Source organism: Methylobacter sp. BlB1, from assembly GCF_015476545.1.
Classification (GTDB): domain Bacteria; phylum Pseudomonadota; class Gammaproteobacteria; order Methylococcales; family Methylomonadaceae; genus Methylobacter.
Genome location: NZ_JADMKV010000018.1, coordinates 32111 through 55302 on the forward strand (window position 1 = coordinate 32111; position 23192 = coordinate 55302).

Annotated in this window: 26 protein-coding genes; 14 read left to right on the top strand and 12 right to left on the bottom strand. The window is 53.0% G+C overall.

Features of this window, described 5'->3' with window-relative positions:
* Window positions 1–3: 3 nt before the first annotated feature.
* On the bottom strand, window positions 4–423 hold the full coding sequence (gene fur, locus IT781_RS09140) for a ferric iron uptake transcriptional regulator (protein ID WP_194969847.1): 420 nt from the start codon (window positions 421–423) through the stop codon (window positions 4–6).
* Between the two features lie 151 nt (window positions 424–574).
* Between fur and IT781_RS09145 the strand changes: the two genes are divergently transcribed.
* A complete protein-coding gene (locus IT781_RS09145) occupies window positions 575–1105 on the top strand; it encodes an outer membrane protein assembly factor BamE (protein ID WP_194969848.1) in 531 nt (176 codons plus the stop codon).
* A gap of 34 nt (window positions 1106–1139) precedes the next feature.
* On the opposite strand, the gene IT781_RS09150 is transcribed toward IT781_RS09145, so the two are convergent.
* Genes IT781_RS09150 through IT781_RS09160 form a run of 3 tightly spaced genes read right to left on the bottom strand, consistent with a single transcriptional unit; the run spans window position 1140 to window position 3210 of the window.
* Window positions 1140–1424 carry an RnfH family protein gene (locus IT781_RS09150; protein ID WP_194969849.1) on the bottom strand — a complete coding sequence of 95 codons (285 nt, stop codon included), beginning with the start codon at window positions 1422–1424 and terminating at the stop codon, window positions 1140–1142.
* On the bottom strand, window positions 1417–1848 hold the full coding sequence (locus tag IT781_RS09155; RefSeq protein ID WP_194969850.1) for a type II toxin-antitoxin system RatA family toxin: 432 nt from the start codon (window positions 1846–1848) through the stop codon (window positions 1417–1419). Before IT781_RS09155 ends, IT781_RS09150 begins: the two co-directional genes overlap by 8 nt.
* The gene (locus tag IT781_RS09160) at window positions 1849–3210 is read right to left on the bottom strand and encodes a sodium-dependent transporter (protein ID WP_194969851.1); all 1362 of its coding nucleotides are present in this window, start codon (window positions 3208–3210) and stop codon (window positions 1849–1851) included.
* Between the two features lie 103 nt (window positions 3211–3313).
* Here IT781_RS09160 and smpB point away from each other — a divergent pair, with 103 nt between their 5' ends.
* From smpB to IT781_RS09185, 5 genes are read left to right on the top strand one after another with little or no spacing between them, the layout of a single operon-like run.
* A complete protein-coding gene (smpB, locus tag IT781_RS09165) occupies window positions 3314–3799 on the top strand; it encodes an SsrA-binding protein SmpB (protein WP_194969852.1) in 486 nt (161 codons plus the stop codon).
* Between the two features lie 8 nt (window positions 3800–3807).
* Entirely contained in the window at window positions 3808–4374 is a 567-nt protein-coding gene (locus tag IT781_RS09170; RefSeq protein WP_194969853.1) for a hydrolase, read from the top strand.
* 17 nt (window positions 4375–4391) lie between these two features.
* On the top strand, window positions 4392–4745 hold the full coding sequence (locus IT781_RS09175) for a HopJ type III effector protein (RefSeq protein ID WP_194969854.1): 354 nt from the start codon (window positions 4392–4394) through the stop codon (window positions 4743–4745).
* A 38-nt stretch (window positions 4746–4783) separates the two neighbouring features.
* Window positions 4784–5845, top strand: coding sequence for an FAD-binding oxidoreductase (locus IT781_RS09180; RefSeq protein WP_194969855.1), 1062 nt, complete (start codon window positions 4784–4786; stop codon window positions 5843–5845).
* Window positions 5823–6398, top strand: a complete 576-nt coding sequence (locus IT781_RS09185; protein ID WP_194969856.1) for a class I SAM-dependent methyltransferase — start codon at window positions 5823–5825, stop codon at window positions 6396–6398. The genes IT781_RS09180 and IT781_RS09185 overlap by 23 nt, the downstream gene beginning before the upstream one ends.
* A gap of 10 nt (window positions 6399–6408) precedes the next feature.
* Here the strand turns inward: IT781_RS09185 and IT781_RS09190 are convergent, their stop codons facing one another.
* Entirely contained in the window at window positions 6409–6780 is a 372-nt protein-coding gene (locus tag IT781_RS09190) for a hypothetical protein (protein ID WP_194969857.1), read from the bottom strand.
* Window positions 6781–7000: 220 nt separating this feature from the next.
* On the opposite strand from IT781_RS09190, the gene IT781_RS09195 reads away from it, so the two are divergent.
* The 8 genes from IT781_RS09195 to IT781_RS09230 all read left to right on the top strand — a co-directional run bounded on the left by IT781_RS09195 (window position 7001) and on the right by IT781_RS09230 (window position 15677).
* Window positions 7001–7315: a pyrimidine/purine nucleoside phosphorylase gene (locus tag IT781_RS09195; RefSeq protein ID WP_194969858.1), complete on the top strand. Its 315-nt coding sequence runs from the start codon at window positions 7001–7003 to the stop codon at window positions 7313–7315.
* Between the two features lie 4 nt (window positions 7316–7319).
* Window positions 7320–7793 (top strand): NYN domain-containing protein, encoded by a 474-nt coding sequence (locus IT781_RS09200; RefSeq protein WP_194969859.1) that lies wholly within the window; start codon window positions 7320–7322, stop codon window positions 7791–7793.
* 73 nt (window positions 7794–7866) lie between these two features.
* On the top strand, window positions 7867–9456 hold the full coding sequence (locus tag IT781_RS09205) for an ABC-F family ATPase (RefSeq protein WP_194969860.1): 1590 nt from the start codon (window positions 7867–7869) through the stop codon (window positions 9454–9456).
* A gap of 376 nt (window positions 9457–9832) precedes the next feature.
* Complete coding sequence (fusA, locus tag IT781_RS09210) at window positions 9833–11938, top strand: elongation factor G (protein WP_194969861.1); 2106 nt, start codon at window positions 9833–9835, stop codon at window positions 11936–11938.
* 239 nt (window positions 11939–12177) lie between these two features.
* Entirely contained in the window at window positions 12178–12453 is a 276-nt protein-coding gene (locus tag IT781_RS09215) for a hypothetical protein (RefSeq protein WP_194969862.1), read from the top strand.
* Entirely contained in the window at window positions 12453–13649 is a 1197-nt protein-coding gene (locus IT781_RS09220; protein ID WP_194969863.1) for an EAL domain-containing protein, read from the top strand. Before IT781_RS09215 ends, IT781_RS09220 begins: the two co-directional genes overlap by 1 nt.
* A gap of 93 nt (window positions 13650–13742) precedes the next feature.
* The gene (locus IT781_RS09225) at window positions 13743–14135 is read left to right on the top strand and encodes a DUF2721 domain-containing protein (protein ID WP_194969864.1); all 393 of its coding nucleotides are present in this window, start codon (window positions 13743–13745) and stop codon (window positions 14133–14135) included.
* Between the two features lie 426 nt (window positions 14136–14561).
* On the top strand, window positions 14562–15677 hold the full coding sequence (locus IT781_RS09230) for a diguanylate cyclase (RefSeq protein ID WP_194969865.1): 1116 nt from the start codon (window positions 14562–14564) through the stop codon (window positions 15675–15677).
* A 283-nt stretch (window positions 15678–15960) separates the two neighbouring features.
* On the opposite strand, the gene IT781_RS09235 is transcribed toward IT781_RS09230, so the two are convergent.
* From IT781_RS09235 to IT781_RS09265, 7 genes are read right to left on the bottom strand one after another with little or no spacing between them, the layout of a single operon-like run.
* On the bottom strand, window positions 15961–17727 hold the full coding sequence (locus IT781_RS09235; protein ID WP_194969866.1) for a pilus assembly protein TadG-related protein: 1767 nt from the start codon (window positions 17725–17727) through the stop codon (window positions 15961–15963).
* 36 nt (window positions 17728–17763) lie between these two features.
* Complete coding sequence (locus tag IT781_RS09240) at window positions 17764–18060, bottom strand: DUF3613 domain-containing protein (protein WP_194969867.1); 297 nt, start codon at window positions 18058–18060, stop codon at window positions 17764–17766.
* Window positions 18061–18107: 47 nt separating this feature from the next.
* Entirely contained in the window at window positions 18108–18848 is a 741-nt protein-coding gene (locus tag IT781_RS09245) for a hypothetical protein (protein ID WP_228779034.1), read from the bottom strand.
* Window positions 18841–19773: a type II secretion system F family protein gene (locus IT781_RS09250; RefSeq protein ID WP_194969868.1), complete on the bottom strand. Its 933-nt coding sequence runs from the start codon at window positions 19771–19773 to the stop codon at window positions 18841–18843. Before IT781_RS09250 ends, IT781_RS09245 begins: the two co-directional genes overlap by 8 nt.
* An 11-nt stretch (window positions 19774–19784) precedes the next feature.
* The gene (locus IT781_RS09255) at window positions 19785–20687 is read right to left on the bottom strand and encodes a type II secretion system F family protein (RefSeq protein WP_194969869.1); all 903 of its coding nucleotides are present in this window, start codon (window positions 20685–20687) and stop codon (window positions 19785–19787) included.
* Complete coding sequence (locus IT781_RS09260) at window positions 20680–21963, bottom strand: CpaF family protein (protein WP_194969870.1); 1284 nt, start codon at window positions 21961–21963, stop codon at window positions 20680–20682. Before IT781_RS09260 ends, IT781_RS09255 begins: the two co-directional genes overlap by 8 nt.
* 4 nt (window positions 21964–21967) lie before the next feature.
* Window positions 21968–23191, bottom strand: a complete 1224-nt coding sequence (locus IT781_RS09265) for a hypothetical protein (RefSeq protein ID WP_194969871.1) — start codon at window positions 23189–23191, stop codon at window positions 21968–21970.
* Between the last annotated feature and the right edge of the window lies 1 nt (window position 23192).

The following is a 23192-nucleotide window of genomic DNA, read 5'->3' on the forward strand; positions in this document are numbered from 1 at the left end:
GAATCAGGATTTTCTGCAGGCAGAGCAGTAGCCGTACAAATGAAGACTATGGTCGGTCAGCTCATAGCCCAGTTTTTCTGCAATTTCTCTCTGACGGGCTTCAATAAGCTCATCGGTAAACTCGTCCACTTTACCACATTTCATGCAGAGAATGTGGTCATGGTGATCACCTTTGGCCAGCTCAAAAACAGAGTTTCCGCCTTCAAAATGATGCCGAGTCACCAGACCTGCGGCTTCAAACTGGGTTAAAACCCGGTAAACCGTAGCCAGGCCGATGTCCTCATCCTCGCTCAACAGGATTTTATAAACCTTTTCAGCCGTCAGATGATGTTCATCAACTTGTTTTTCTAAAATTTGCAGAATCTTGACCCGAGGCAACGTGACCTTGAGACCAGCATTCTTTAAATCTTGAGTTTCAAACATAAATCTCCAATTTTGCCGTTCAAGTGGCAGCTTTATATAGGGTATCGCACATTGTAGCGTTTTTTTGGCATGAAACGCATGACTGTTTTATAGGATAATCGTTTAACATCAGGTATGATTTCGTCTTTTTCAAATTATTCTGCCGCCTCAAATGGGAAAGCCGCTTTTTTCTTTAACTCTGTTGACCAGCCTGACGCTTGCCTCATGTTCCAGTATTCTTAACAATTTGCCTGGCGTTTATACCGTGGACGTCCAGCAAGGCAATATGATCGATCAGTCCATGATCGACCAGATACGGCCCAACATGAACAAACGCCAGGTACTGTATATCATGGGTTCGCCCATGACGACCGATGCTTTCCACCAGAATCGCTGGGATTACATTTATTCCAATCAACCTGGAGGCGAGGCCAGAATGCAAAAGAAAATCACGCTGTTCTTCGACAATGATCGGGTTGTCGGTTTTCAGGGCGATTTCAAACCCAGCGCGCTCCCTGTGATCAAGGAATCGCCCGAAACAACGGTTGATTTGCCGCCAAGGGAACTTGAAAAAACCTTATGGGAGAAAATCACTGGGCTATTCGGCATCGATGACATCGACAGTTCGACTGAATCCGACCCTGTAAATTCAGAGCCCAAATCGGAACGAGGAATAAATAATCCCGACACCCCGATGAACTGAATCGCCTGAAGCATTTTCAAGCGCACTGCTAGCGTTATCCTTTTGCGGCGCGCTGCCGTCTCGCTTCTTTGGGATCGTGAAACAAAGGCCGATAAATTTCCACTCTATCGGCCTGTTTTAAAATCTGGTCCATACTGCAGACATTGCCAAAAATACCCACCTTGATTCCGGACGGCTCAATTTCCGGAAACCGGGATAACAATCCCGATGCCTTTATGGCTTGTTCGACAGAGGCGCCTTCCGGCACTTTGAGGGACAGAATCACCTGCTCTTCAGGCTTGGCGTAGGCAACCTCAACATCAATCAACTGCTCAGCCATAAATCTCCTTGGCCCGCTGAGTAAAAGAACCGACCATGGTATTGCATATCTGGTTGAACACGGCGCCGAATGCCAGACTCGCCAGCACGCCTGGCATCTCGAATTCCAGATTCAGGGAAATTTTGCTGGCATCTTCCCGCAGCGGCATGAAATCCCATGTCCCTTCCAGATAAGTGAAAGGCCCTTCCAGCAAGGACACCGTAATTCTGCCGCCCTCATCAATTTTATTTCTCGTTGAAAAGGATTTTGTAAATCCGCCTTTGGAAATCAACAGCTCCGCTTCAATAATGTCGCCCTCCCGTTTAAGGATCCGACTGCCGCCGCACCACGGCAAAAAGCGCGGATAGGCTTCGATATCATTAACCAGATCAAACATCTGCTGAGCGGAAAATTTCACCAAAGCGCTTTTTTCAACAACGGTCATTTAAATAACCCCAACCACATTCAGAAACACTAGAAAAACAGCCGCAGGCGCAATGTAGCACACTAAAAATTTCCACAACTGATAGCCTTCTGCGCTGGACATTTGCAGTTCCTGCTCACTATGCCGCTGTTTCATGACCCAACCAGCAAACATCGCAATCCCGAAGCCGCCGATAGGCAACATCAAATTCGCCGTCAAATAATCCACCAAATGAAAAATGCTTCTGTCGAAAACTTTAAAATCGGACCATATGTTGAATGAAAACACGGTCCCCAATCCCAACAGCCAGGTTGCCAAACCGGACCAGACACAGGCTTGCTCTCTACTTAAACCCTTGTTTTCGACCAGCCATGCAACAGCCGGTTCGATCAGGGAGATAGAAGAAGTCAAAGCCGCAAACACCAGCATCACAAAAAACAGAATGCCGAACAGCCAGCCGCCGGTCATATTGCCGAAAGCAATCGGCAGCGTTTGAAAGATAAGGCCGGGGCCTGAACCGACTTCCAACCCATTGGCAAAAACAATAGGAAAAATAGCGATACCGGCCAACAAAGCCACGACCGTATCGGACCCGGCGATCAGAAACGCCGTTTTTGCAATAGACACATCCTTGGGCAAATAAGATCCATAAACCATAATGGCGCCCATGCCCAGGCTCAGGGTGAAAAACGCATGCCCCATGGCGGTCAGCACGGAATCGCCGGTAATCTTGCTGAAATCCGGGTTAAACAAAAATTTCAACCCCTGATCATAGGCGCCCGTGGTCATGGCATAGCCGACCAATAAAATCATCAGCACAAACAGACCCGGCATTAAAAAGCGCACGGCTCGCTCCAGTCCGCTTTTTACGCCGCGGGCAACGATCAACATGGTAGCCAGCATGAATAAGGTGTGCCAGAAAATCAACTGGACCGGACTGGCAACGAAGTTGTCAAAAAGCCCTTTTATCTCGGCCGCATCCGCGCCTGAAAAACTGCCGAAAAAAGCCTTGAAGACATAAGCAGAAGCCCATCCGGCAATGACGCTGTAATAAGAGAGAATCAGGAAGCCGGCGGCAACCCCCATCCAGCCCAGATAATGCCAGTTGGTATCCGCTTCAGCTTCGGCAGCCAGCGCTTCCATGGTATTGATAGGGCTCTGCCTACCCCGGCGCCCCATCATCGTTTCCGCAATCATGATAGGCACGCCGATGAATACCACGCACAACAAATAAACGAGAACAAATGCGCCGCCGCCGTTCTCGCCGGTTATATAGGGGAATTTCCAGATGTTTCCCAAACCGACCGCCGAACCCGTGGCTGCAAGGATAAAGGCGAAACGCGATGACCATTCCCCATGAATTGATTTTTTTGTATCCGTCATTTGACTGCCCGTTGTCTCTATTAAAAACTCAATTTTTTCAGTAAATCGAGTAAAATAACAAAATTATACCCTTACGTCAGTCTAAAATCTCAACCAGCACACTATGGCCGATAAAAAGTCCAAGAAAAATAAAAAACAGGAAAACAACACAATAGCCCAGAATCGCCAGGCTACTCATGAGTATCATATTGAGGAGCGGTTCGAGGCGGGTCTTGTTTTGGAAGGTTGGGAAGTGAAAAGCCTTCGTGAAGGCCGCGTACAGCTAAAAGAAAGTTATGTCACCATAAAGCGCGGCGAAGCCTGGCTGGTCGGCGCGCATATCTCAGCATTGGCTTCGGCATCGACCCATGTCAACCCGGAAGCCATCCGCCAAAGAAAGCTGCTGCTGAACCGTCATGAGCTCAACAAGCTGATCGGCGCCGTGGAACGCAAAGGTTACACGATTGTCCCATTGAACATGCATTGGAAAAAAGGCCGCGCCAAACTGGAAATCGGCCTGGCCAAAGGCAAACAACTGCACGACAAACGCGCTTCTTCAAAAGACCGCGACTGGCAACGTGAAAAAGCCCGCATCATGAAGCACGCTTAAGGTAAAAAATGAATACACATGCCAATCTCCTCGCAGCGGAAAACAGCCTGCTGATCGTCGTTGACTTACAGCCCAGGCTGTCGGCCGCCATGCCTGGGCCGGATGCCGAACTAATGACCGTAAATGCCGGCAAGCTGGCCGAAGCCGCTGGCCTGCTGAATATTCCCGTACTGGTAACCGAACAATATCCCAAAGGCCTGGGGCCTACCGCTGCTCCCGTTGTTGAAAAGCTGCCCGAAACCGCGCAGGTTTTCGAAAAAACCGGGTTCTCCTGCTGCGCGGCCAAGGGCTTTACCCAGGCACTACAGGACAGCCGCCGCAAGCAGATCATACTGGTTGGTCAGGAAACCCATGTCTGCGTTTTGCAGACAGCCCTTGAACTGCTGCACGAAGGCTATCAGGTCCACGTAGTCATGGATGCCGTCTGCTCGCGCAAGACGGAACACAAACACTACGCCTTACAGCGCATGCAACATCAGGGCGCCATCATTACCAATTACGAATCGGTGTTGTTCGAATGGCTGAGAGATTCGACTCACCCCCATTTCAAACACCTGTCAGGTTTTCTTCGTTAATACCTTGAATCTTACTCATGTCACTTACAGCATTTATTGAAAAAATAAAAAACAACGTACCTGTCGGTTTTGATGAAACCATGGCCGTCATTACGGAAAATTACCACTACCAACCGACGGAATTCAGCAACGGCCTGAACGATGATGTTGTTGCCAGTCCGGCCGGCACTAACGAGGGCTCCTGCAAAATTTTCGCCTTCGCCCGACTCAATGGGCTCGATCAGCAACAGACATTAAATCTGTTCGGTGATTATTACCGAGTGGATGTTTTAAACGATCCAAACGGCACTGGCCACGCAAATATCAGGAATTTCATGAAGTACGGCTGGGATGGCATTAGTTTCAAAAGCGAACCATTGACTGCAAAATAATCTTCGCCTACCGAATTCAATAGCCTAATCAGATAATCATGCCTGTGGATTTTCTGATCATCGGCCAGGGATTGGCCGGCAGCCTTCTCGCCTGGGAACTGATACAGCGCGGTTGCAAGGTCGTCATTATCGATAATGGCAGGGAGAATGCCTCACAGGTAGCTGCCGGCCTCATCAATCCGGTTACCGGCCTGCGTTTCGTAAAGTCCGACGATGTCGACGATTTATTGCCGGCTGCAAGGCAGTATTACTCAAAGTTATCGGCATTTTTCCAGCAGTCTTTTTACACCGAAAAATCTATGCTGCGTATTTTTCGCAGCGAGGCCGAATCAAAACACGCGCAAAAACGGCTCAACGACCCAAAGTATAAAAACTATTTAGGGGCCATCACAGCATCTGGCAATACCATACCTTTTCTGGAAACGCCTTTCGGCTTCATAGAGCAAAAGCAGACCGGTTATTTATTGACCCGGCCGTTATTGCGCTGCCTGAAAGAATTTTTTATTGCCAAAGACTGCTACAGGCTGGCGGAATTTGATGGCCGCGACATTCAGCTCGAACCGTCGCTTCGCTGGCGGGATATTTCGCCCAGGCGGATCATTTTCTGCACCGGCCATCACGCGAGCCGGAGCCGCTGGTTTTCATGGCTCCCCTTCCGGCCGGCAAAAGGCGAAATATTAACGCTGGCTCATGCCGACGAATTACCGGACAACATTCTTAACTACGGCAACTGGCTGATCCCTTTACCTGACCGCCAGATCCGGATCGGCGCCACTTTTGACCGCGACAGCTTAAACACTGACACTACCGATACGGCCCGCGACTATTTATTGACTACGCTGAAGCAGATTGCGCCTGCGCTTGAAACCGCCCTGATAAACCAGCAAGCAGGCATCCGGCCCTGCACGCAGGACCGCTCTCCTTTTATCGGCTATCATCCGCGTCATCCGCAAATCACCGTTTTCAACGGTTTTGGCGCCAAAGGCAGCCTGCAGATTCCCTGGTACAGCCAGCGTTTTGCCGACTCCCTGCTAAATAGCGCGCCCCTGCCTCCATCCTGCAATATCGAACGCCATCATGACACGCATTTCCCTGGTTAAAGAAGCCCATAACCTGATCAAAGACAGACTCCATCCGGGCGATATTGCCATCGATGCCACGGTAGGCAACGGCCATGACACCCTGTTTCTCGTTGAGCAAGTCATGCCGACCGGCCGGGTTTACGGCTTTGATATACAACAGGCGGCGCTGGATTCAACGCGATCCAGATGCGGGCCATTAAGTCACCCCGAATGCCTGACACTGATTCATGCCAGCCATGCGCTCATGGCCGAAAAAATTCCCGGGCAGCACCATGGCAAAATCAGCGCCATCATGTTCAATCTGGGTTACCTGCCGGGCGGCGATAAAAACATTATCACGCGCACCGATTCGACATTGCAGGCCTTAAACAGCGCCAGCCGGCTGTTGGCAACCGAAGGCCTTATCACGATCCTCGCTTATCCGGGCCATGCAGGCGGCAACCAGGAAACCAATCAGGTCAGAGGCTGGTGCGGACAACTGGATACAAAGCTATTCAGCGTAAACACTGTTTATAGCGCCGAACACAAAGATTCAGCGCCCAGGCTTTTTACAGTCAGGAAGATAGGCTGACAAGCCGGCTCTAAGGCTCGTATTTTATAGCTACGGCGCGAACGCTATACAGCGGAACGCCGCGAAAACTGGTGGAATTTGTATTTAATGGCGAATCAATAGGCACGTATACCTGACTACGCTCACGGCCTGGCCCTACGACTATCGCATCGGCGCCCATTTGCCTGGCTTTTCTTACCAGGGCATCGTTTGCCTGATCGCCGGTGCTGACTTCAAGCTCTCCGATTGCAAAATACTTGCGATCCCGAGGCCAGGTACTCAAAACCTCGACATCGACAGTCGGCTCGAAGGTGTCCATAGTATATTTCACTTCCCGCACTTGCGGCTGGCTGCAGGCAGCCAGTACAAAAAGCACAACTGACAGGGTTAATACAGACCTCATGGCTATGCCTCCATAGAATGGTGCATTGAAACTACTACCTTTCGAGGCTTAATGCCATAGGCATAAACACTAACGATAAGTCATCAAGCAGCGATGCCTTTGCCGCTATACAAAAGCACATGCCTCGAAAAATGCGCTAAAACCGAACAACAGCAGAGACAATCTGTTATCATTACGGTCTTTTTTATCTCTATCCAGTCTAAACTTTTAAGGACAGACAATGTCAGAATTCACCAATGTATCAGTCGTTAAAAAAGCCAATGTCTACTTTGGCGGCAATGTCAGCAGCCGTACTATCCGTTTTGCCGACGGTTCAGTAAAAACCCTGGGATTCATGCTGCCTGGCGAATATACGTTCAATACGGCTGATAAGGAATTGATGGAAATTATCGACGGCGATCTGGATGTGCTTCTGCCCGGAAGCGATGAATGGCAATCGATTAAAGGCGGCGAATCATTCGATGTGCCGGCCAATGCCAAATTCACTGTCAGAATCAAAACGCCCACCGACTATTGCTGTTCATTTATAAAATAATTAGATGGAAAAAGCCGCCATCTTTGTCGATGTGCAGAATATCTATTACACCGTCAAGCAAAGCTATCAGCGCCATTTCAACTACAACGCATTCTGGAGCCGGGCAACAACCGGCAGAGAAGTGGCCGCGGCATTCGCTTACGCCATCGACAAAGGCGACAGCAAACAACTGGGGTTTCAGCAGATACTCAGAAATATCGGTTTTGAAGTCAGACTGAAGCCCTACATTCAGCGCAGTGACGGTTCGGCCAAAGGCGACTGGGACGTCGGCATTACGCTCGACGTCATCGACTATGCACCCAAAGTCGATGTCATCATTCTGGTATCGGGCGATGGCGACTTCGCCCTGCTGCTCAACAAAGTCCGTAACGCTTGCCATGTGACTACGGAAGTCTACGGTGTACCGGCGCTGACGGCGCCGTCGTTGGTCGGCTCGGCCGACCGCTTTATCGCCATCGATGACAAGCTGCTGTTATAAATGAACTAAATAACTGCCCGCCGGTCATCCATAACCTTATTTTGAACCTTATACATACTCTCGGAACAAAACCTTGATTTCTACAGCTAACATTACCATGCAGTTCGGGGCTAAACCCCTGTTTGAAAATATTTCCATCAAGTTCGGCGACGGCAACCGTTACGGTCTGATCGGCGCCAACGGCTGCGGTAAATCCACTTTCATGAAAATACTGAGCGGCGATCTGGAACCCACTTCCGGCAATGTCATGATCACACCCAACGAACGGGTGGGCAATCTGCGTCAGGATCAATTCGCGTTCGAGGAATTCAGCGTGATCGACACCGTCATCATGGGCCATAAAGAACTCTGGAGCGTCAAGCAAGAGCGCGACCGTATCTACGCGCTGCCGGCGATGTCCGAAGAGGAAGGCATGAAAGTTGCCGAACTGGAAGTCGAGTTCGCCGAGATGGACGGCTACAGCGCCGAATCCAGGGCCGGCGAATTGCTGCTGGGGCTCGGCATCCCGCTCGAACAGCATTACGGCCTCATGAGCGCCGTCGCGCCGGGCTGGAAACTGCGTGTCCTATTGGCCCAGGCCCTGTTCGCCAATCCCGACATCATGCTGCTCGACGAGCCCACCAACAACCTCGACATCAACACGATCCGCTGGCTGGAAAATGTACTGAACGAGCGCGACTGCACCATGATCATCATCTCGCATGACCGCCATTTCCTGAACAGCGTCTGCACGCACATGGCCGACCTCGATTACGGCGATCTGCGCGTGTATCCCGGCAACTACGATGACTACATGACCGCCGTGACGCAAGCGCGCGAACGCCTGCTGGCCGACAACGCCAAGAAAAAAGCCCAGATTGCCGAACTGCAGACCTTCGTCAGCCGCTTCTCGGCCAATGCCTCGAAAGCCAGGCAGGCCACTTCGCGCGCCAAACAGATTGAGAAAATCAAGCTGGACGAAGTCAAGCCGTCCAGCCGGGTCAATCCGTTTATCCGCTTCGATCAGACCAAGAAACTGCACCGTCTGGCTTTGGAAGTTGAAGGATTGAGCAAGGGTTACGGCGAGCAGCCGTTGTTCAAAAACCTGAATCTGATGATCGCCGCCGGCGAACGCGTGGCCGTCATCGGCCCTAACGGCATCGGTAAATCGACGTTGCTGCGCACGCTGGTCGGCGATTTGACGCCTGATACGGGCGAAGTCAAATGGGCGGAAAACGCCGAAGTCGGTTACTTTGCCCAGGATCACGCCGACGATTTCGCCGAAGACATGCCGCTGATTGAATGGATGGGCCAATGGCGCAAGGAAACCGACGACGACCAGGTCATACGCGGCACATTAGGCCGTTTGCTATTCTCGCATGACGAGATCAAGAAATCGGTCAAAGTCATTTCCGGCGGCGAACAAGGCCGCATGTTGTTCGGCAAGCTGATCCTGCAAAAGAACAACATTATGGTCATGGACGAACCGACCAACCACCTCGACATGGAATCAATCGAATCATTGAATATGGCGCTGGAAAACTACCCCGGCACATTGCTTTTCGTCAGCCACGACCGCGAGTTCGTCTCGTCCCTGGCGACACGTATTATCGAACTGACGCCGAACGGCATTGTCGATTTCACCGGCAATTACGAGGACTATTTGAACAGCCAGGCCGTTTAAGAAGGGAGAGCAAGATGCGAAAGCCGTCTTGCTCCTGTTGACCGGAGCCGACTGTAAACCGCTTCAATACAGGGATTTTGTTATTTGTTAAGACAAATTAACGGTTTCCTGTATTTCTGTCTCACTTTTAGTTAAAATAGCGCCCTTTCGAATCTGGACGAGTGAGCGGTGACAGTGACTTCAACAAACGCTACCTCACTTGGCCTTGAGCAATCTGTAGGTATCCTGCGGGTTTTATCCAAACCGATGGTTTTCAGCCACTGCGGAGCAAAGCAAATACCCGCGGCAGATCGCTCCTGCGCCCCGGTACGAACCCTCTTGAGTAATTTATTTAAGAGTAGTCACGGCAAGTTTTTTATACAACTAGAGTACAAACATGACTGATTTATCGCTTTACAGAAATATCGGTATCTTCGCACACGTCGATGCTGGCAAGACAACCACTACAGAGCGTATTTTAAAGCTCACCGGTAAAATCCATAAAATCGGCGAAGTTCACGAAGGCGAATCAACCATGGACTTCATGGAGCAAGAAGCTGAACGCGGCATCACCATTCAATCGGCGGCTACCACCTGTTCTTGGGCAGGCAGTAAAAACCAATTTCAACCACACCGCTTCAACATCATCGACACTCCGGGCCACGTTGATTTTACGATCGAAGTGTATCGTTCGCTGAAAGTTCTGGACGGCGGTATCGGCGTGTTCTGCGGTTCAGGCGGTGTCGAGCCGCAATCCGAAACCAACTGGCGCTATGCCAACGACTCCAAAGTCGCCCGTCTGATCTACGTCAACAAACTGGATAGACTAGGCGCCGATTTTTTCCGCGTTATCAGACAAGTCGAAGACGTGCTGGGTGCCGTACCAGTCGTAATGACCCTGCCTATCGGGCGCGAAGACCAATTCTCCGGCGTGGTTGACCTGTTAACCCGCAAGGCCTGGATTTGGGATAACTCCGGCGACCCTATGAAATACGAAATTACGGACGTGCCTGCCGATATGGAAGCGGATGTGGAAGAATGGCGCGCAAAACTGATCGACCAGGTTGCCGATCAGGATGACGAAATCATGGAAAAATATCTGGAAGGCGAAGAGCCCAGCATTGACGAGATCAAGCGCTGCATCCGCAAGGGTACCATTAAGATGGATTTCTTCCCGACTTACGGCGGTTCTTCATTCAAAAACAAAGGCGTACAGTTGGTGCTAGACGGCGTTATTGATTATCTGCCCAGCCCGACTGAAGTCAACCCGCAACCCGAAGTCGACCTGGAAGGCAACCCGACCGGCGAACACGCGATCGTCGATGCCGGCCGCCCACTGCGTGCATTGGTCTTTAAAATCATGGACGACCGCTTTGGCGCTTTGAACTTCATCCGGATCTATTCAGGCCGTCTGAAAAAAGGCGATACCTTGTTGAATACCTATACCGGTAAAACCGAACGGGTCGGCCGTATGGTGGAAATGCACGCCGATAACCGTTCCGAAATTGAAACGGCACAAGCCGGCGATATCGTCGCGCTGATCGGCTTGAAAAACGTTCAGACCGGACATACTTTGTGCGATCCTGATAAGCCGGCTACTCTGGAGCCGATGGTATTCCCTGATCCCGTTATCTCTATCGCCATTTCGCCTAAAGACAAAGGCAGCAACGAGAAAATGGGCATTGCCTTGGGCAAGATGATCCAGGAAGACCCTTCATTCCGCGTCGAAACCGATGAGGAAAGCGGCGAAACCATCATCAAAGGGATGGGCGAGCTGCACCTGGATATTAAGGTGGACATCCTGAAACGTACCCATGGCGTTGAAGTGAACGTCGGCAAGCCACAAGTAGCTTACCGTGAAACCATCACCAAACGCGTTGAAGACGAATACACCCACAAGAAGCAGTCCGGTGGTTCCGGTCAGTACGCGAAAATCAACTACATCATCGAGCCGGGCGAGCCAGGCAGCGGTTTTGTATTCGAATCGTCCGTGACCGGTGGTAACGTACCGCGCGAATACTGGCCGGCTGTTGAAAAAGGCTTCAAAGGCAGTGTCGACAAAGGCGTATTGGCAGGTTTCCCATGCTTGGATTTCAAAGTAAACCTGACCGACGGCGGCTTCCACGCAGTTGACTCGTCAGCTATCGCTTTCGAAATCGCCGCTCGCGCAGCGTATCGCCAATCCATTCCTAAAGCGGCTCCGCAATTATTGGAACCGATTATGAAAGTGGACGTGTTTACACCTGAAGCGAACGTTGGCGACGTGATCGGTGACTTGAACCGTCGCCGCGGCATGATCAAATCGCAAGACGCCGGCGTTACCGGAGTGCGTATCAAAGCTGACGTGCCGCTGAGCGATATGTTCGGTTATATCGGCGACCTGCGCACCATGACTTCTGGTCGCGGCCAGTTCTCGATGGAATTCTCACATTACATGCCATGCCCTAAAAACGTGGCTGATGAAGTGATTAAAGAAGTCAACGAACGCAACAAAAACAAGTAAGCTAAAAAGGTGCGCCGGGCAGGCAATCTGCCCGGCTGCATTTTCCTTATCGCATAAATAAGCTTCTCTCCCGCCCTACTTTGGGCTCCTCAAAAAGCTCAAACAAGCATGCGCACCAAAATGATGCGTATGTACCCTATTGGTGCATCTAACGGCAGCCAACGAGTTTGCTTACATCTTTTGGCATAACATTGCTGGCCATTTACAGCTCATGGCACGAGTCATGCTTAATCGTAGAAATGAGCGCACTAAAAATACTCCTGATTGAAGACAGAGCTACTGACCCATTATTGGCAGAAATGTCCATAACACATGGCTATTCGGTAATGACAATGACTGCATCGGACAGCCATATGCCAATCCTGATTTTGTCCAATAAGCCCGACCTGATAATTTTCAACATTCACAGCTTCGGAAAATATTATCACGCCATCCAATATCTTGGCGCACTGCCACTCGTTATTCTTTCCGATGCCGCTATTACCCGATTCAAAGAACAGCAAAGGCTTCAATAATGAATTTAGAACAAAACGCAGATTTTGAACAAGCAGACAAACTATTTCCTTATTTTCAACCCATTATCTGCGTCGCCAGCGGGCTCATCGTCGGCTACGAAGCATTAGCCCGGCAATATGATGAAAACGGACAGGTCATTTCTGCCGGCCAATTGTTCTCTTCCCCGGATATTACCGAGGAACAATTGATAGCCTGGGATCGCACGGTTCGCCATCAGGCATTGCTGAAATTCTGCCAGCTAAATCACAAAAGCTATCTGACGCTCAACATTTCCGCATCATGGATTGATAAGGTTTCGGATTTGAGAGCATTGCCCACCTTACAGATGCTGGATAAGCTCAACATAGACAGAAGCAGGATTATTATCGAAATTGCCGCAACCCAGGGCAGTCTCGATAAAATCGCCGCGGTCGCCAGGGAATATCGCAAGCACAACCTGAAAGTCGCCATTGACAGCTTTGGCGCCGGCTTTTCGCAACTGGAAAGGGTCATAGCCATCCGCCCCGACGTTATCAAGCTGGACATGCGGCTGTTCAAACAGGCTACCAAAGGCGGCATCGCCAACGAAGTGGTGCATCTGTTGGCGCGTCTTAGCAAACGCACCGCCTGCCTTATCGTTTGCGAAGGCGTCGAAACCGACAATGAATTCTTTTACGCATTAAGCTGCGGCGCCCAATATGTGCAGGGCCACCTGTTTTCGCCGGCAGCGGCTGAATTCAAGAAGCCAGACCACTATCAGCGGCATATCGAATCGCTCAGGAAAACATTCCTGCAAAGAGTATTGCGCAAGGAAGCCCGGAAACTGCAATCCGCCGATAAAGTTAAGGATCTGATTGAGCTTCTGCGACAGGCCTTGGCTACCGATTTCAATTTAAATGAATTGTCGGCGCATCCGTTTGAAGAAAGCGGCATACTCAGGTTTTATTTATGCAATAACGAAGGCAACCAGATCTCCTCCAACTTTAATTTTGCTGGCGGAAAATGGTTTGAAGAAGCCGGGGAAATCGGCTTTAACTGGTCTTGGCGGCCTTATTTCTATCAACTGCTGGCGCTCGAAAATGTAAGTGACACTCATGGTATTGTCGCTTCCGAACAATACAGGGATTTCAGCACCGGCCGCCTGTGCAAAACACTGTCGCTCAGACTCGACAAGGAGCGCATCCTGTCGGTAGATATTGTTGAGGAGCCGGCATAGCGCACGCCGCCAAAACGCTTTGACCATCCATACAAGCGATAAAAAGAGCTTCAAACCCGAATCAGTTCCAGGAATCATTGTCGTCAACCTATCATGGACATTACCATCACAACCCCTGCCCTTTTATTTCCTGCCATTTCTGTCCTGTTTCTGGCATACACCAACCGTTTTCTGGCCATTGCCAGCCGCATTCGAGAGCAACATAACCTGTTCAACAAAACCCAAAGTCCGGTGGCTAAAAAACAGATCGAAAGCCTGAGGCTACGCATACGCTTTATCATCGCCATGCAATTGTTGGCGGTGATCGGCATTATCGGCTGCATACTGGCCATGGCGCTGATTTTTTATGGATTGCAAAATTACGGCAGCCTCGCATTTGGCATCAGCATGGTATTTATAGTACTGTCGCTGCTGGCTTCAGTCAGTGAATTACTGATTTCGACCAAAGCGCTCAACATTGAGCTTGAAGATATGGAAGCCGGATGATTCGCGAGGCCCGTTCCGATGCTCGATTCAACAGGCCTCACGTTAGTAGCCCGCTTTGCATGAATGCTGAATATATGTAAGCCAACCGACGTTGCGCCCAGATCGATAGCGCGGAGGTTTTTACCCTGTAGGGTATTTACTGCCTGCATATCTCGGAGACCCGGGTCGAATACGCTAAAGGCACAAGCGAATCAGACTCCAACGGCGTACTATCCAGTTAATATGTACTGGCTCAATCTTGCTTTATGCCTTTAGTCCTGCCAAAATGGACACATAATTATCAAATATCAAAAACTATAGTGAAAACAAGTTCTTTGGTTTACAGAACGGCAAATATCGTATTCAATCCCTTCCATTTTTCGGCCAAAACAAAAAAACACCGGGCGTTAAGTCTCAGTATTTTTATTAGCGCCAGGACCACTTGCAGTGATTGACCCCGTACAACTTTTCGCACAACTGCTTCGGCAGCTCTATAGGCGCGCAACGGCGGCTTTTGCCATCCATTGCGCACATGTCACCTTGCTCGCCATTTATCTCTGGCAGGAGCTCCCCCTTTCCATTTTTCTTGCATGGCTCGGCATCGCCATGACCGGCGGCGTCTGGCAATTGTTTGCGGGCCGTCGGGCTCTTCGCTATATCGCCGAAGACGCCTTGAAAAGAGGCGCGCTTACACCCGATATATTTGCGGCAGGAGCAGCAGGCTTAGGCTTTGGACTTACCGCGGTGTTGTTCCCCTATTTGTCGCTGACAACGAAATTAGTTGTCATCCTCATGCTTGGCGTGATCGCGGTAAGCGCTCTGCCGCGGCTCAGCGCGCTTCCGTCAGTCTACACCGCCTTTCTTTTAGGAACGCTGGGACCGCTCGTGCCGGTGCTGTTCGTGCTGGACAATGAACCGGGCTGGAGCGCAATACCGGTCATATTGCTGATGGGCGTCAGCCTGTCGTATTCGGCGCGCCAGCTGCATACGGATTTACTGGAGAGTTTGCTGTCGCGTTTCGGCCTTGAAAATGCCGCCGGCGAAGACAAGCTCACCCATCTGGCCAACCGTCGCCGCTTCGACATGATTCTGGAACAGGAATGGGCGCGCGCGCGCCGTTCCAAACAGCCGATATCGCTGATCATGGTGGATGTCGATTTCTTCAAGAAATTCAATGATCGCTACGGCCATCAGGAGGGCGACCACTGCCTGGCGCAAGTAGCGATGGCGCTTTCCCAATCGGCCAGGCGAAGCATAGATCTTGTCGCCCGCTATGGCGGCGAGGAATTCGTTGTCTTGCTTAACCAGACGACACGGGACGATGCCTATGCGGTGTGCGAGCGCATGCGCAGCTCCGTCGAGAAACTGGGCATTCCCCATCAGGATTCAACTTTAGGCCACGTTACGATCAGCATGGGCGGGGTAACTTTGTATGCGAAAGAGAATCTGAAAGCAGTCGATATGGTCAAAACCGCCGACAAGGCTTTGTACCGCGCCAAGGCGGCCGGACGCAACAAGGTGGTATGGTACGACCCGAGCCTTGACGAAGACGGGAACGCATAGGCTGCATGCGCATCAATTCAGGCACAATAAGTTTTAAGGGCTTGATTAAGTTTTTGCGAATGAAATCAGAGTTTATGTAGGCTGAGTTGGAGCTTTAGCGGAAACCCGGCATCGGCAACTCCGAAATGCTGGGTTTACCAGCCCGGCCTACCCCGCTGCCCTGCCAAAACCAAGGCAAAATCCACTGTAGGGTACGCATCGCGTACCTTTCTGAGCTTTTCGGCATACCGCAAGTCCGGAAAGGTACGCGATGCGTACCCTACAAAGCTTTCGAAACCGCCGCTCAAATCAACAACTGCGGATAGCCGCCTTCAACATCCGTTACAGTGATGTCCGCTCCGGCCACACTAACCCCCAAAGCGTTCAGAAGCCCGGACAACAACGGGTCCAGCGCCCACAAAACAGGCTTCAGCAAGCCGGCTACCCAGTCGAGCAATCCTTGCGAGTCGCCAACCCCAAGCGCGTCCAATAGGGGACTTAAAACGAGATTCAGTATGATACCTAGTAGAGTATTGTTGGGAATGTCGAGCTTCAAGTTATGGGCCAATCCGTCGAGAAGAGTATTTATAGCTGTGCCCAGCTGGTTATTGTCCGCACGCTGGGGATCGGCGGGAAAAGGTGGATCGAAGATCAGCTCCCCCGGGTCCTTGGGGGACTCTCCCAGCCCCAGATCGGCACGCGCGGTGATTGTTAACAGATCCAGGCCCAGCAGACTCAGATCCACTACATTGCTGGCTACAATCTTAGGATCGAGCTTTCCTATATCGTCGAACTGGCCCACAACAATGTGCAGCGCCTGGACCACGTGGCCCACCACGGCGTTGCGTCCGTCCTCGGTACAGTTAAAACTCTCGAAGCCGGCGCGGGCGTCGCCTCCGGTGATCGCCAGATCGAGATTGACTGGTGCTTTTTTTGATCCCAAATTAAGTACCTCCAACAGACGGAGGCTCAGTTGTGCACGGACCTGCGCCGTGTGCGCACGGGTTTTCCATCTTTCTCCATCGTCGCCAGGCCCCGCAGGGCCGACAGCGATTTGTGGCGGCTCGATAATATAAGTGGTGAGAGTAGCAGTGGCGATTTCAGGGATACTGATAGGCAGCTTCACCGCCACTGCATGGTCTTTATTGGCCACTTCCGCACCCAGGCCAATGAGATCGAGCACGTTGAGCTGTGCCTCCAGAGCGGCCTGATCGGCGGGCAGATCGAGATTCAACAGATCCCCCAAGCGCAGCTTCAAGTCGGCATTTACCTGGGCAGCAATGGTTTCCAGCACATTGATCGCAACAGTGGGTTGCTCCGGTTGGTTGGATAGGGCTTCAGCCGCCAGAAGCACGAAGTCCTGCATGCTGATTTCCGAATCTAACAACTTATCCACGGTTCCCACCTCGGCTTGGGCATTGATGAGATCGAGCAGGGTAACGTTGACATCAGCCAATCCCTTGTAGGACACCAAGTCGAGCTGTACGGACGTCCCCAGCAACCCGTTGAGCAATGGTGCAAGCATCGAGTCATCTGTGTTCACGCGGGCCACATAAGAGCCCACCGACATTGTGCCGATTGTCGGCGCTCCCGCCACGGCGGTGGCTTGCAGGTTGACTTTATTACCGAACCATCCTCCGGCCACTATGCTGGCCGCTACATTGGCGCCGGCGGTTACACGAACCGCTTCAGGAAGATCCGGGCCTTTTGAAGCACTAAACACTCGAACCCCACCCTGTGTTAATGTATCGCCCAGTTCCACGTCGAGAATGTCGCCCGTGTGATTATTGAGCTCAGCGCTCTGGCTTACTGCAGCGTTTACGGCTGTGTCACCGCTGCAAGACAAGGCACGGGCGCCATCCAACGCCGCCATATCAGCAATTTTCTGCAGCCGCCGTTGCTCCAGCATGAGCCGTCCAGTATCCACGGCCAGCGCCGTAAAAAGCACCGAGAGGAGCAATACCGATGCCCCCAGAATGCCTATCGCGCCCCGCTGGCGAGCGAGCGATTTTGTGGCCGGGCGGCGGTGCCTTTGCCGCCCATGCTTCAAAGTATTGATTTCAACCGACATGCCCCCCCCCTTTGGCCAGTATGTTATTACCCGCCGTTACTTCATTGAACCGCCACCGCCGCTGCCGCTGCCGCCGCCGTAACCGTTTTGGTCATTCTTATAGGACTCCGGAATCGGGTGCGTGAAGCTTTCAACGTAGCGTTGGTATATCGCATCGGCCACCGGCCCTGAAACGGTCTGAGGGATTTTCGAGGCCGCCGCGCCGCTGCTTTGCAATTCCAGCCAGCGCCGCGTTTCCTCGCCGACGGAACGGTCCAGAGAATCCGCCGCCGCGATATTGGCGCCGGACAGCAGGATCAACGGCAACACCGCTGTAATCGATTTTTGAAACATACTTGCTCCTATGGGTTAAGCTGAATCTGGTCAATACGGTTAGCCGGCTAAGGCGATGAAGTAAGCACTGCCTGCTTGCCTGAATTTCCGGGCGAAGCCTTGATCTTCTCGGCCTGCTCGCGAAGCTGCTCTACGGTTGCCGCATCTATGTTCATTTGTGCGGCAAAGGCCTGCATTTCCTGCTCTTTCCCCGTTGCCAGCAACAACAGCACCATGTTGGTCGCTGCCAGCGAGTTGCCGCCGTCCAGCTCCAGAGCCGTCAGAAATTCGTTGCGCGCCGGGTCGAACTGCCCGTCAAGCAATAGCGCATAGCCCAGGTCATTGCGCACGCTCACGTCGACCGGCAATTCGGCTTCGGCTTTCTGCAGATAGCTTACCGCCTCGGAAACTTTGCTATCCCGGCCGGCGATCAGCCCGAGCCCGTGATAACCCTTCCCGGCCATGCAGCCGCCGAGCAGATCCCGGTACAATGCGACCGCCTGCTCTGTCCGGTTCGTCCGGCGCAATATTTCGGCGCGCAGGTAAATGGACTGCAGCGAATTCGAGCGGGTGTCCTCCAGATGGGCCAATGCCGCAAACAGCTTGCCGCTGTCCATGAGCTTGCGGATCAGATCCAGCTTGACGTTCTGATCGGGATCGGCGTCCGCCTCGCAGGCCGATACTTTTTTAGGGGGGGCATCGGTTTTATCCGATGGCATAAGATCCGTTCGCGCCGCCAGCTGGCTGCAGCCCATCAAAAGAGCCCCAGCCAAACCCAGCAAGGCGCTGTTCACTAAAAATCTAATCATAAACACTCATCAATCCCTTCCCGAGGGCAAGAAACCCCGGGCCGGCAAGAAAAATCAACAGGGCGGGAAACAGGAAAATCATCATCACGACCGACATTTTACCGGACAGCTGATTGACATATTCGCGCAGGGCCGACTGCTGGCGCTCTTCCATCAATTGGGCGAATTTCGCCAAGGAGTCGCGGATATTGCCGCCGTAGCGGGTCACCTGCCTAAGAATGGCTACAGTGTCGGTCAACTCGGCAACTTCCAAGGGCTCGGCCATTTCGTGCAAAGCGTCGGCGCGGTCATGTCCGGCATCGATGCGCTGCAATGCCCCGGCGATTTCTTCCGAGAGATTCGGCATCAGCACGTCTCCCTCCTCATACATCACCCGCAAGGCATGTTCGGTTGAAAGCCCCGCATCGAACAGCATGCGCAGCAAATAAATCGCCGTGGGCATTTCCCGGGACAAGGCATTGCGGCGCGCTTTCGCCCGGTAACGCAAAACATAGCGGGGCGATAAAAAGCCCAGGGCGAATGCAATAAAAACCAATGCCAGCTTTTGTGCACCGGTTATGTCAACGGCATTGATAACATAGGCGATAGCGCCGACCACGGCAACCAACGGGGCCAGCCACGAAGCCAGCGCAAAAAACGCGCGCTTCCGGGCGGCGTACCACCCGGCTTGTTTCAACAACCGCGTCATCTCTTCCTGATCTGAGCCCTGCAACACTTTTCCCATGCCGCTGCCGCCCATACGCTCGATAGCCGAAAGTATCCAGCTTTCATCCGCGCCGCTGGACTTCACGCCGGTTTTAAGAAGATCGTTGAATCGTCGCTGCGATGTATTAATTACGCTATCCGATCGAAACGATGCCCAGAACAGCAGGCCGCCAGCCAGAACAAGCAGCAGCGCCATCGTAAAATACAACCATAATGTCATGACAACGCCTCTTAAATGCTTTTGATCATGCGCCAGAGCGTGAATGCCCCGGCTATCTGCAAGGCCACGGCGACCATGAGCAGGGTGCGTCCGGAAGGATCATTCCACATGGTCTCCAGATAACTCGGATTCATGGCCATGATATAAGCCGCCATGCCCGGAGGCAGCAGTCCCAGCACCCAGGCCGTGACCCGGGTCTCTCCGGTCATCGCGCGCAGTTCCCGGCGCGCCGCCTCGCGTTCATGGATCATTTTGACCACGTTCTGCAGCAAATCCCGGACACTGCTGCCGTAAGTCCGGTTTATCCTTATCGCCAGCGCCAGCAGGTACAACTCGTTGATTCGATAAAGATCGGCGGTTTCCTGAATCACAGTCCCCAGATCGGCGCCCAATTCGTTGGCGCGCAGCACCCGCTCGATGATTTCCTTGAGAGGCGCTGGCGTTTCCTCGGCGGCCAGCTTCAAGGCGCCCTCCATGCTGCGGCCGGTGCCGAGGCCGCGCAGCACCTGGTCGAGAAACAAGGGAAGCTGGACAAGAATCAAGGTTATGCGGCTGTTCGCCTTATGCGAAAGCCACAGATAAACGATAACAACGCCAACAACCGGCATCGACAGCCCGAATGCAGGGCCTTTCCACAGCCCTCCGAAAACGGCAAGCAGGATCAGGCACAGAAGGCCTGCAAACAAATGCCGGCCGCTCACGTCGATGCCCGCCCGCCAGAACAGGCGCTCGATCATGGGCAGTTTGTTCTGCTTCCGATGCAACAGGGGTTGAGTCTCGAGCCCGGACGATTCGGCCATGCGCCGCCCGACTTTTTCGACGAACGCTTCCCGCTGGCTTTGCAGGTAAATAAATAAGGCCAGGGCCAACAGCGCGACAGCCACGGCATAGATCAAAATTTCTTTGCTAACCAAAGGACGCCCCTCCCTCACCCATGAAGCCTCCTTCGGCTTCGAATTTCTGGCCGGACGGGCGTGTATTGCCGGCCACAAAGCATTTATGCACTTTGTCGTAGCCAAATAGCTCGTTCAGCATGAACTGGCCGTCGCGAATCCCGACCACTTCGACAATGGAGATAATGCGGCGTGTGCCGTCGGAAAACCGGGCGATCTGGACGACAATATCGATGGCACTGCCGATCATTTGCCGGAGTACGTCTATCCCGCCCTGAAAACTCGCCAGAGCCGACAGCATCTCCAATCGAACCAAGGCATCGCGGGCGCTGTTGGCGTGCACCGTGCTCATCGAGCCGTCGTGCCCGGTATTCATCGCCTGCAATACGTCCAGGACCTCTTCGCCGCGAACCTCGCCCAGAATGATGCGGTCCGGCCGCATCCGCAAGGCGTTGCGCACCAGATCGCGCGCTCTGACCTCGCCTTCGCCTTCCACATTGGGCGGACGCGTTTCAAGGCGCACCACATGGCTGTGGCCAAGCTGCAGCTCGGCGGCATCCTCGATGGTCACGATCCGTTCCCGCGCATCGATGGACCGGCTCAGAATGTTCAGCAGCGTCGTTTTGCCCGAGCCGGTTCCTCCGCTGATCAGGATATTGCAACGGCACATCACGGCTTTCCTGAAAAATTCCAGCATGGCTTCAGTGGCCGTGCCGTAAACCAGCAGATCCGATTCGCGCAGCGGGTCCTTGCGGAACTTGCGCACCGACAGACAGGGGCCGTCGATAGCGAGCGGGGGAATAATGGCGTTGACCCGGCTGCCGTCGGGCAAACGCGCGTCCACCATGGGGCTGGATTCGTCCAGCCGGCGTCCGAGAGGCGCGATAATGCGGCGAATCACGCGCAATACGTGATCGTCATCGATAAATCTCAGATCGGCTTGCTGCACTCTGCCGCCGCGCTCGATAAAGATATGCTTGGCGCCGTTCACCATGATGTCGCTGATCTGATCGTCGGCCAGCAGGGACTGAAGCGGGCCGTATCCGGTGAGTTCGTTGACCATCTCCTCGCTCAGGTCGTCAAGGTCGTAGCTGGTCACCGCGAGCTGCCGCTGGCTGGCGTAGCGCGATACATGGTCATGCACATAGCGCTGAATCTGTTCAGGCGTCCATTCATTTAGCGGGATGTTATCCTCCTCGATACGGTCGATCAGATAGCGGTGCAGCGAGTACTTGAGATCCTGGTAGCTTTCCGTGTGCTTGAGGCTGTAGTCGTACTGAGGAAATTTCAATCCCATGGCATTACTCCGCCTTGCCGCCGAACCAGGAACCGATGGACTTGAACAGGCCTTTCTTCATGCTGGAACCCTGATCGGCAGAGGAGCTGTTGGTCATGATTCTTTTCGCCAGTTTCCGGACCGCCAGCGTATAAGGATCGCGAGGAGCGCAGTGAAACAGGCTTTCTCCGGAATTCATCATGCTCAGACGGGCCATGCCGGAAGGCGGCAACGTAGCCTGGAGCGCCAGGCCGAAGCCCCGCGAAAGGCTGTCGGCGTCGGGCGGCAGCTGCGGAAGATAGCGGTCGATAACCAGTTCCACATGCTCCATCGCGATCTTATGTTCGATCATTTTGCGCACCAACTGCATGTTTTGCTTGCAGCTGGGAACGCTTTGCTCGATGACCACCAGCGTATTGTCGGCATTGCTCAGCAATAAATACAGGAAGTCCGACTGCGGGACGCCGCCCAGATTGATCACGATGCGGGCAAAGTAGCGCCGCAACATGCCCAGCAGCACATAAATGTCGGCCGAAGTAATCTCGCCCATCCCGCCCTGGTCCTCCGGCAACGCCAACAGGCTGAGCCCGCTTTCATGCTTGGCGAAGGCGCTGTCTATGAGCATGGAATCCAGGCGGCGCAAGCTCCTTACTGCATCGATGAAGCTGTAAGGGGAACTGAGCCCGAGATAGGTCAAGGTATCGCTGGCCGGATTGCCCAGATCGAGCAGCAGCGTATTGCGCTCCTTATTCTCGCCTTGCATGGCCAGCGCGAGATGGAGAGCCAGCATGGGCGTATCGGAGCCGGGCCGGGCGCTGACCAGCGCCGTGATTTTACCCAGCGATGCCGCGGGGTTATTGGGCGCCGGCGTACGGTTCTGCAGGCGCTGAACCAGATTGATGACTTCACCGGGACGGCTGCCGGTGAGGATAAAATCGCGCGCCCCGGCCCGCATGGCAAAAAGCAGCATCTCGTTATCGACCTGGTCAGCCATGGCGATGACGGATAGCAGCGGCTTGACGGCAACCAGCCCCTCTATCAGGGCCGCATCCTGCCGCAGCGTCAGCGGCGTCAGCGCCACGAACACGACCTGGGCGCCGGTCAGGTCAAGTATTTGGCGTACACGCTCAAGCGATGGCAGATCGGCGACGACCACCTCGCCTTCATCCCTGAACACCGCATTCAGCCAGCGCATATGCTCCTGATTGTCCGTGACGGCAATGAAACTGTGTTTGCGTGTAATGCTCATA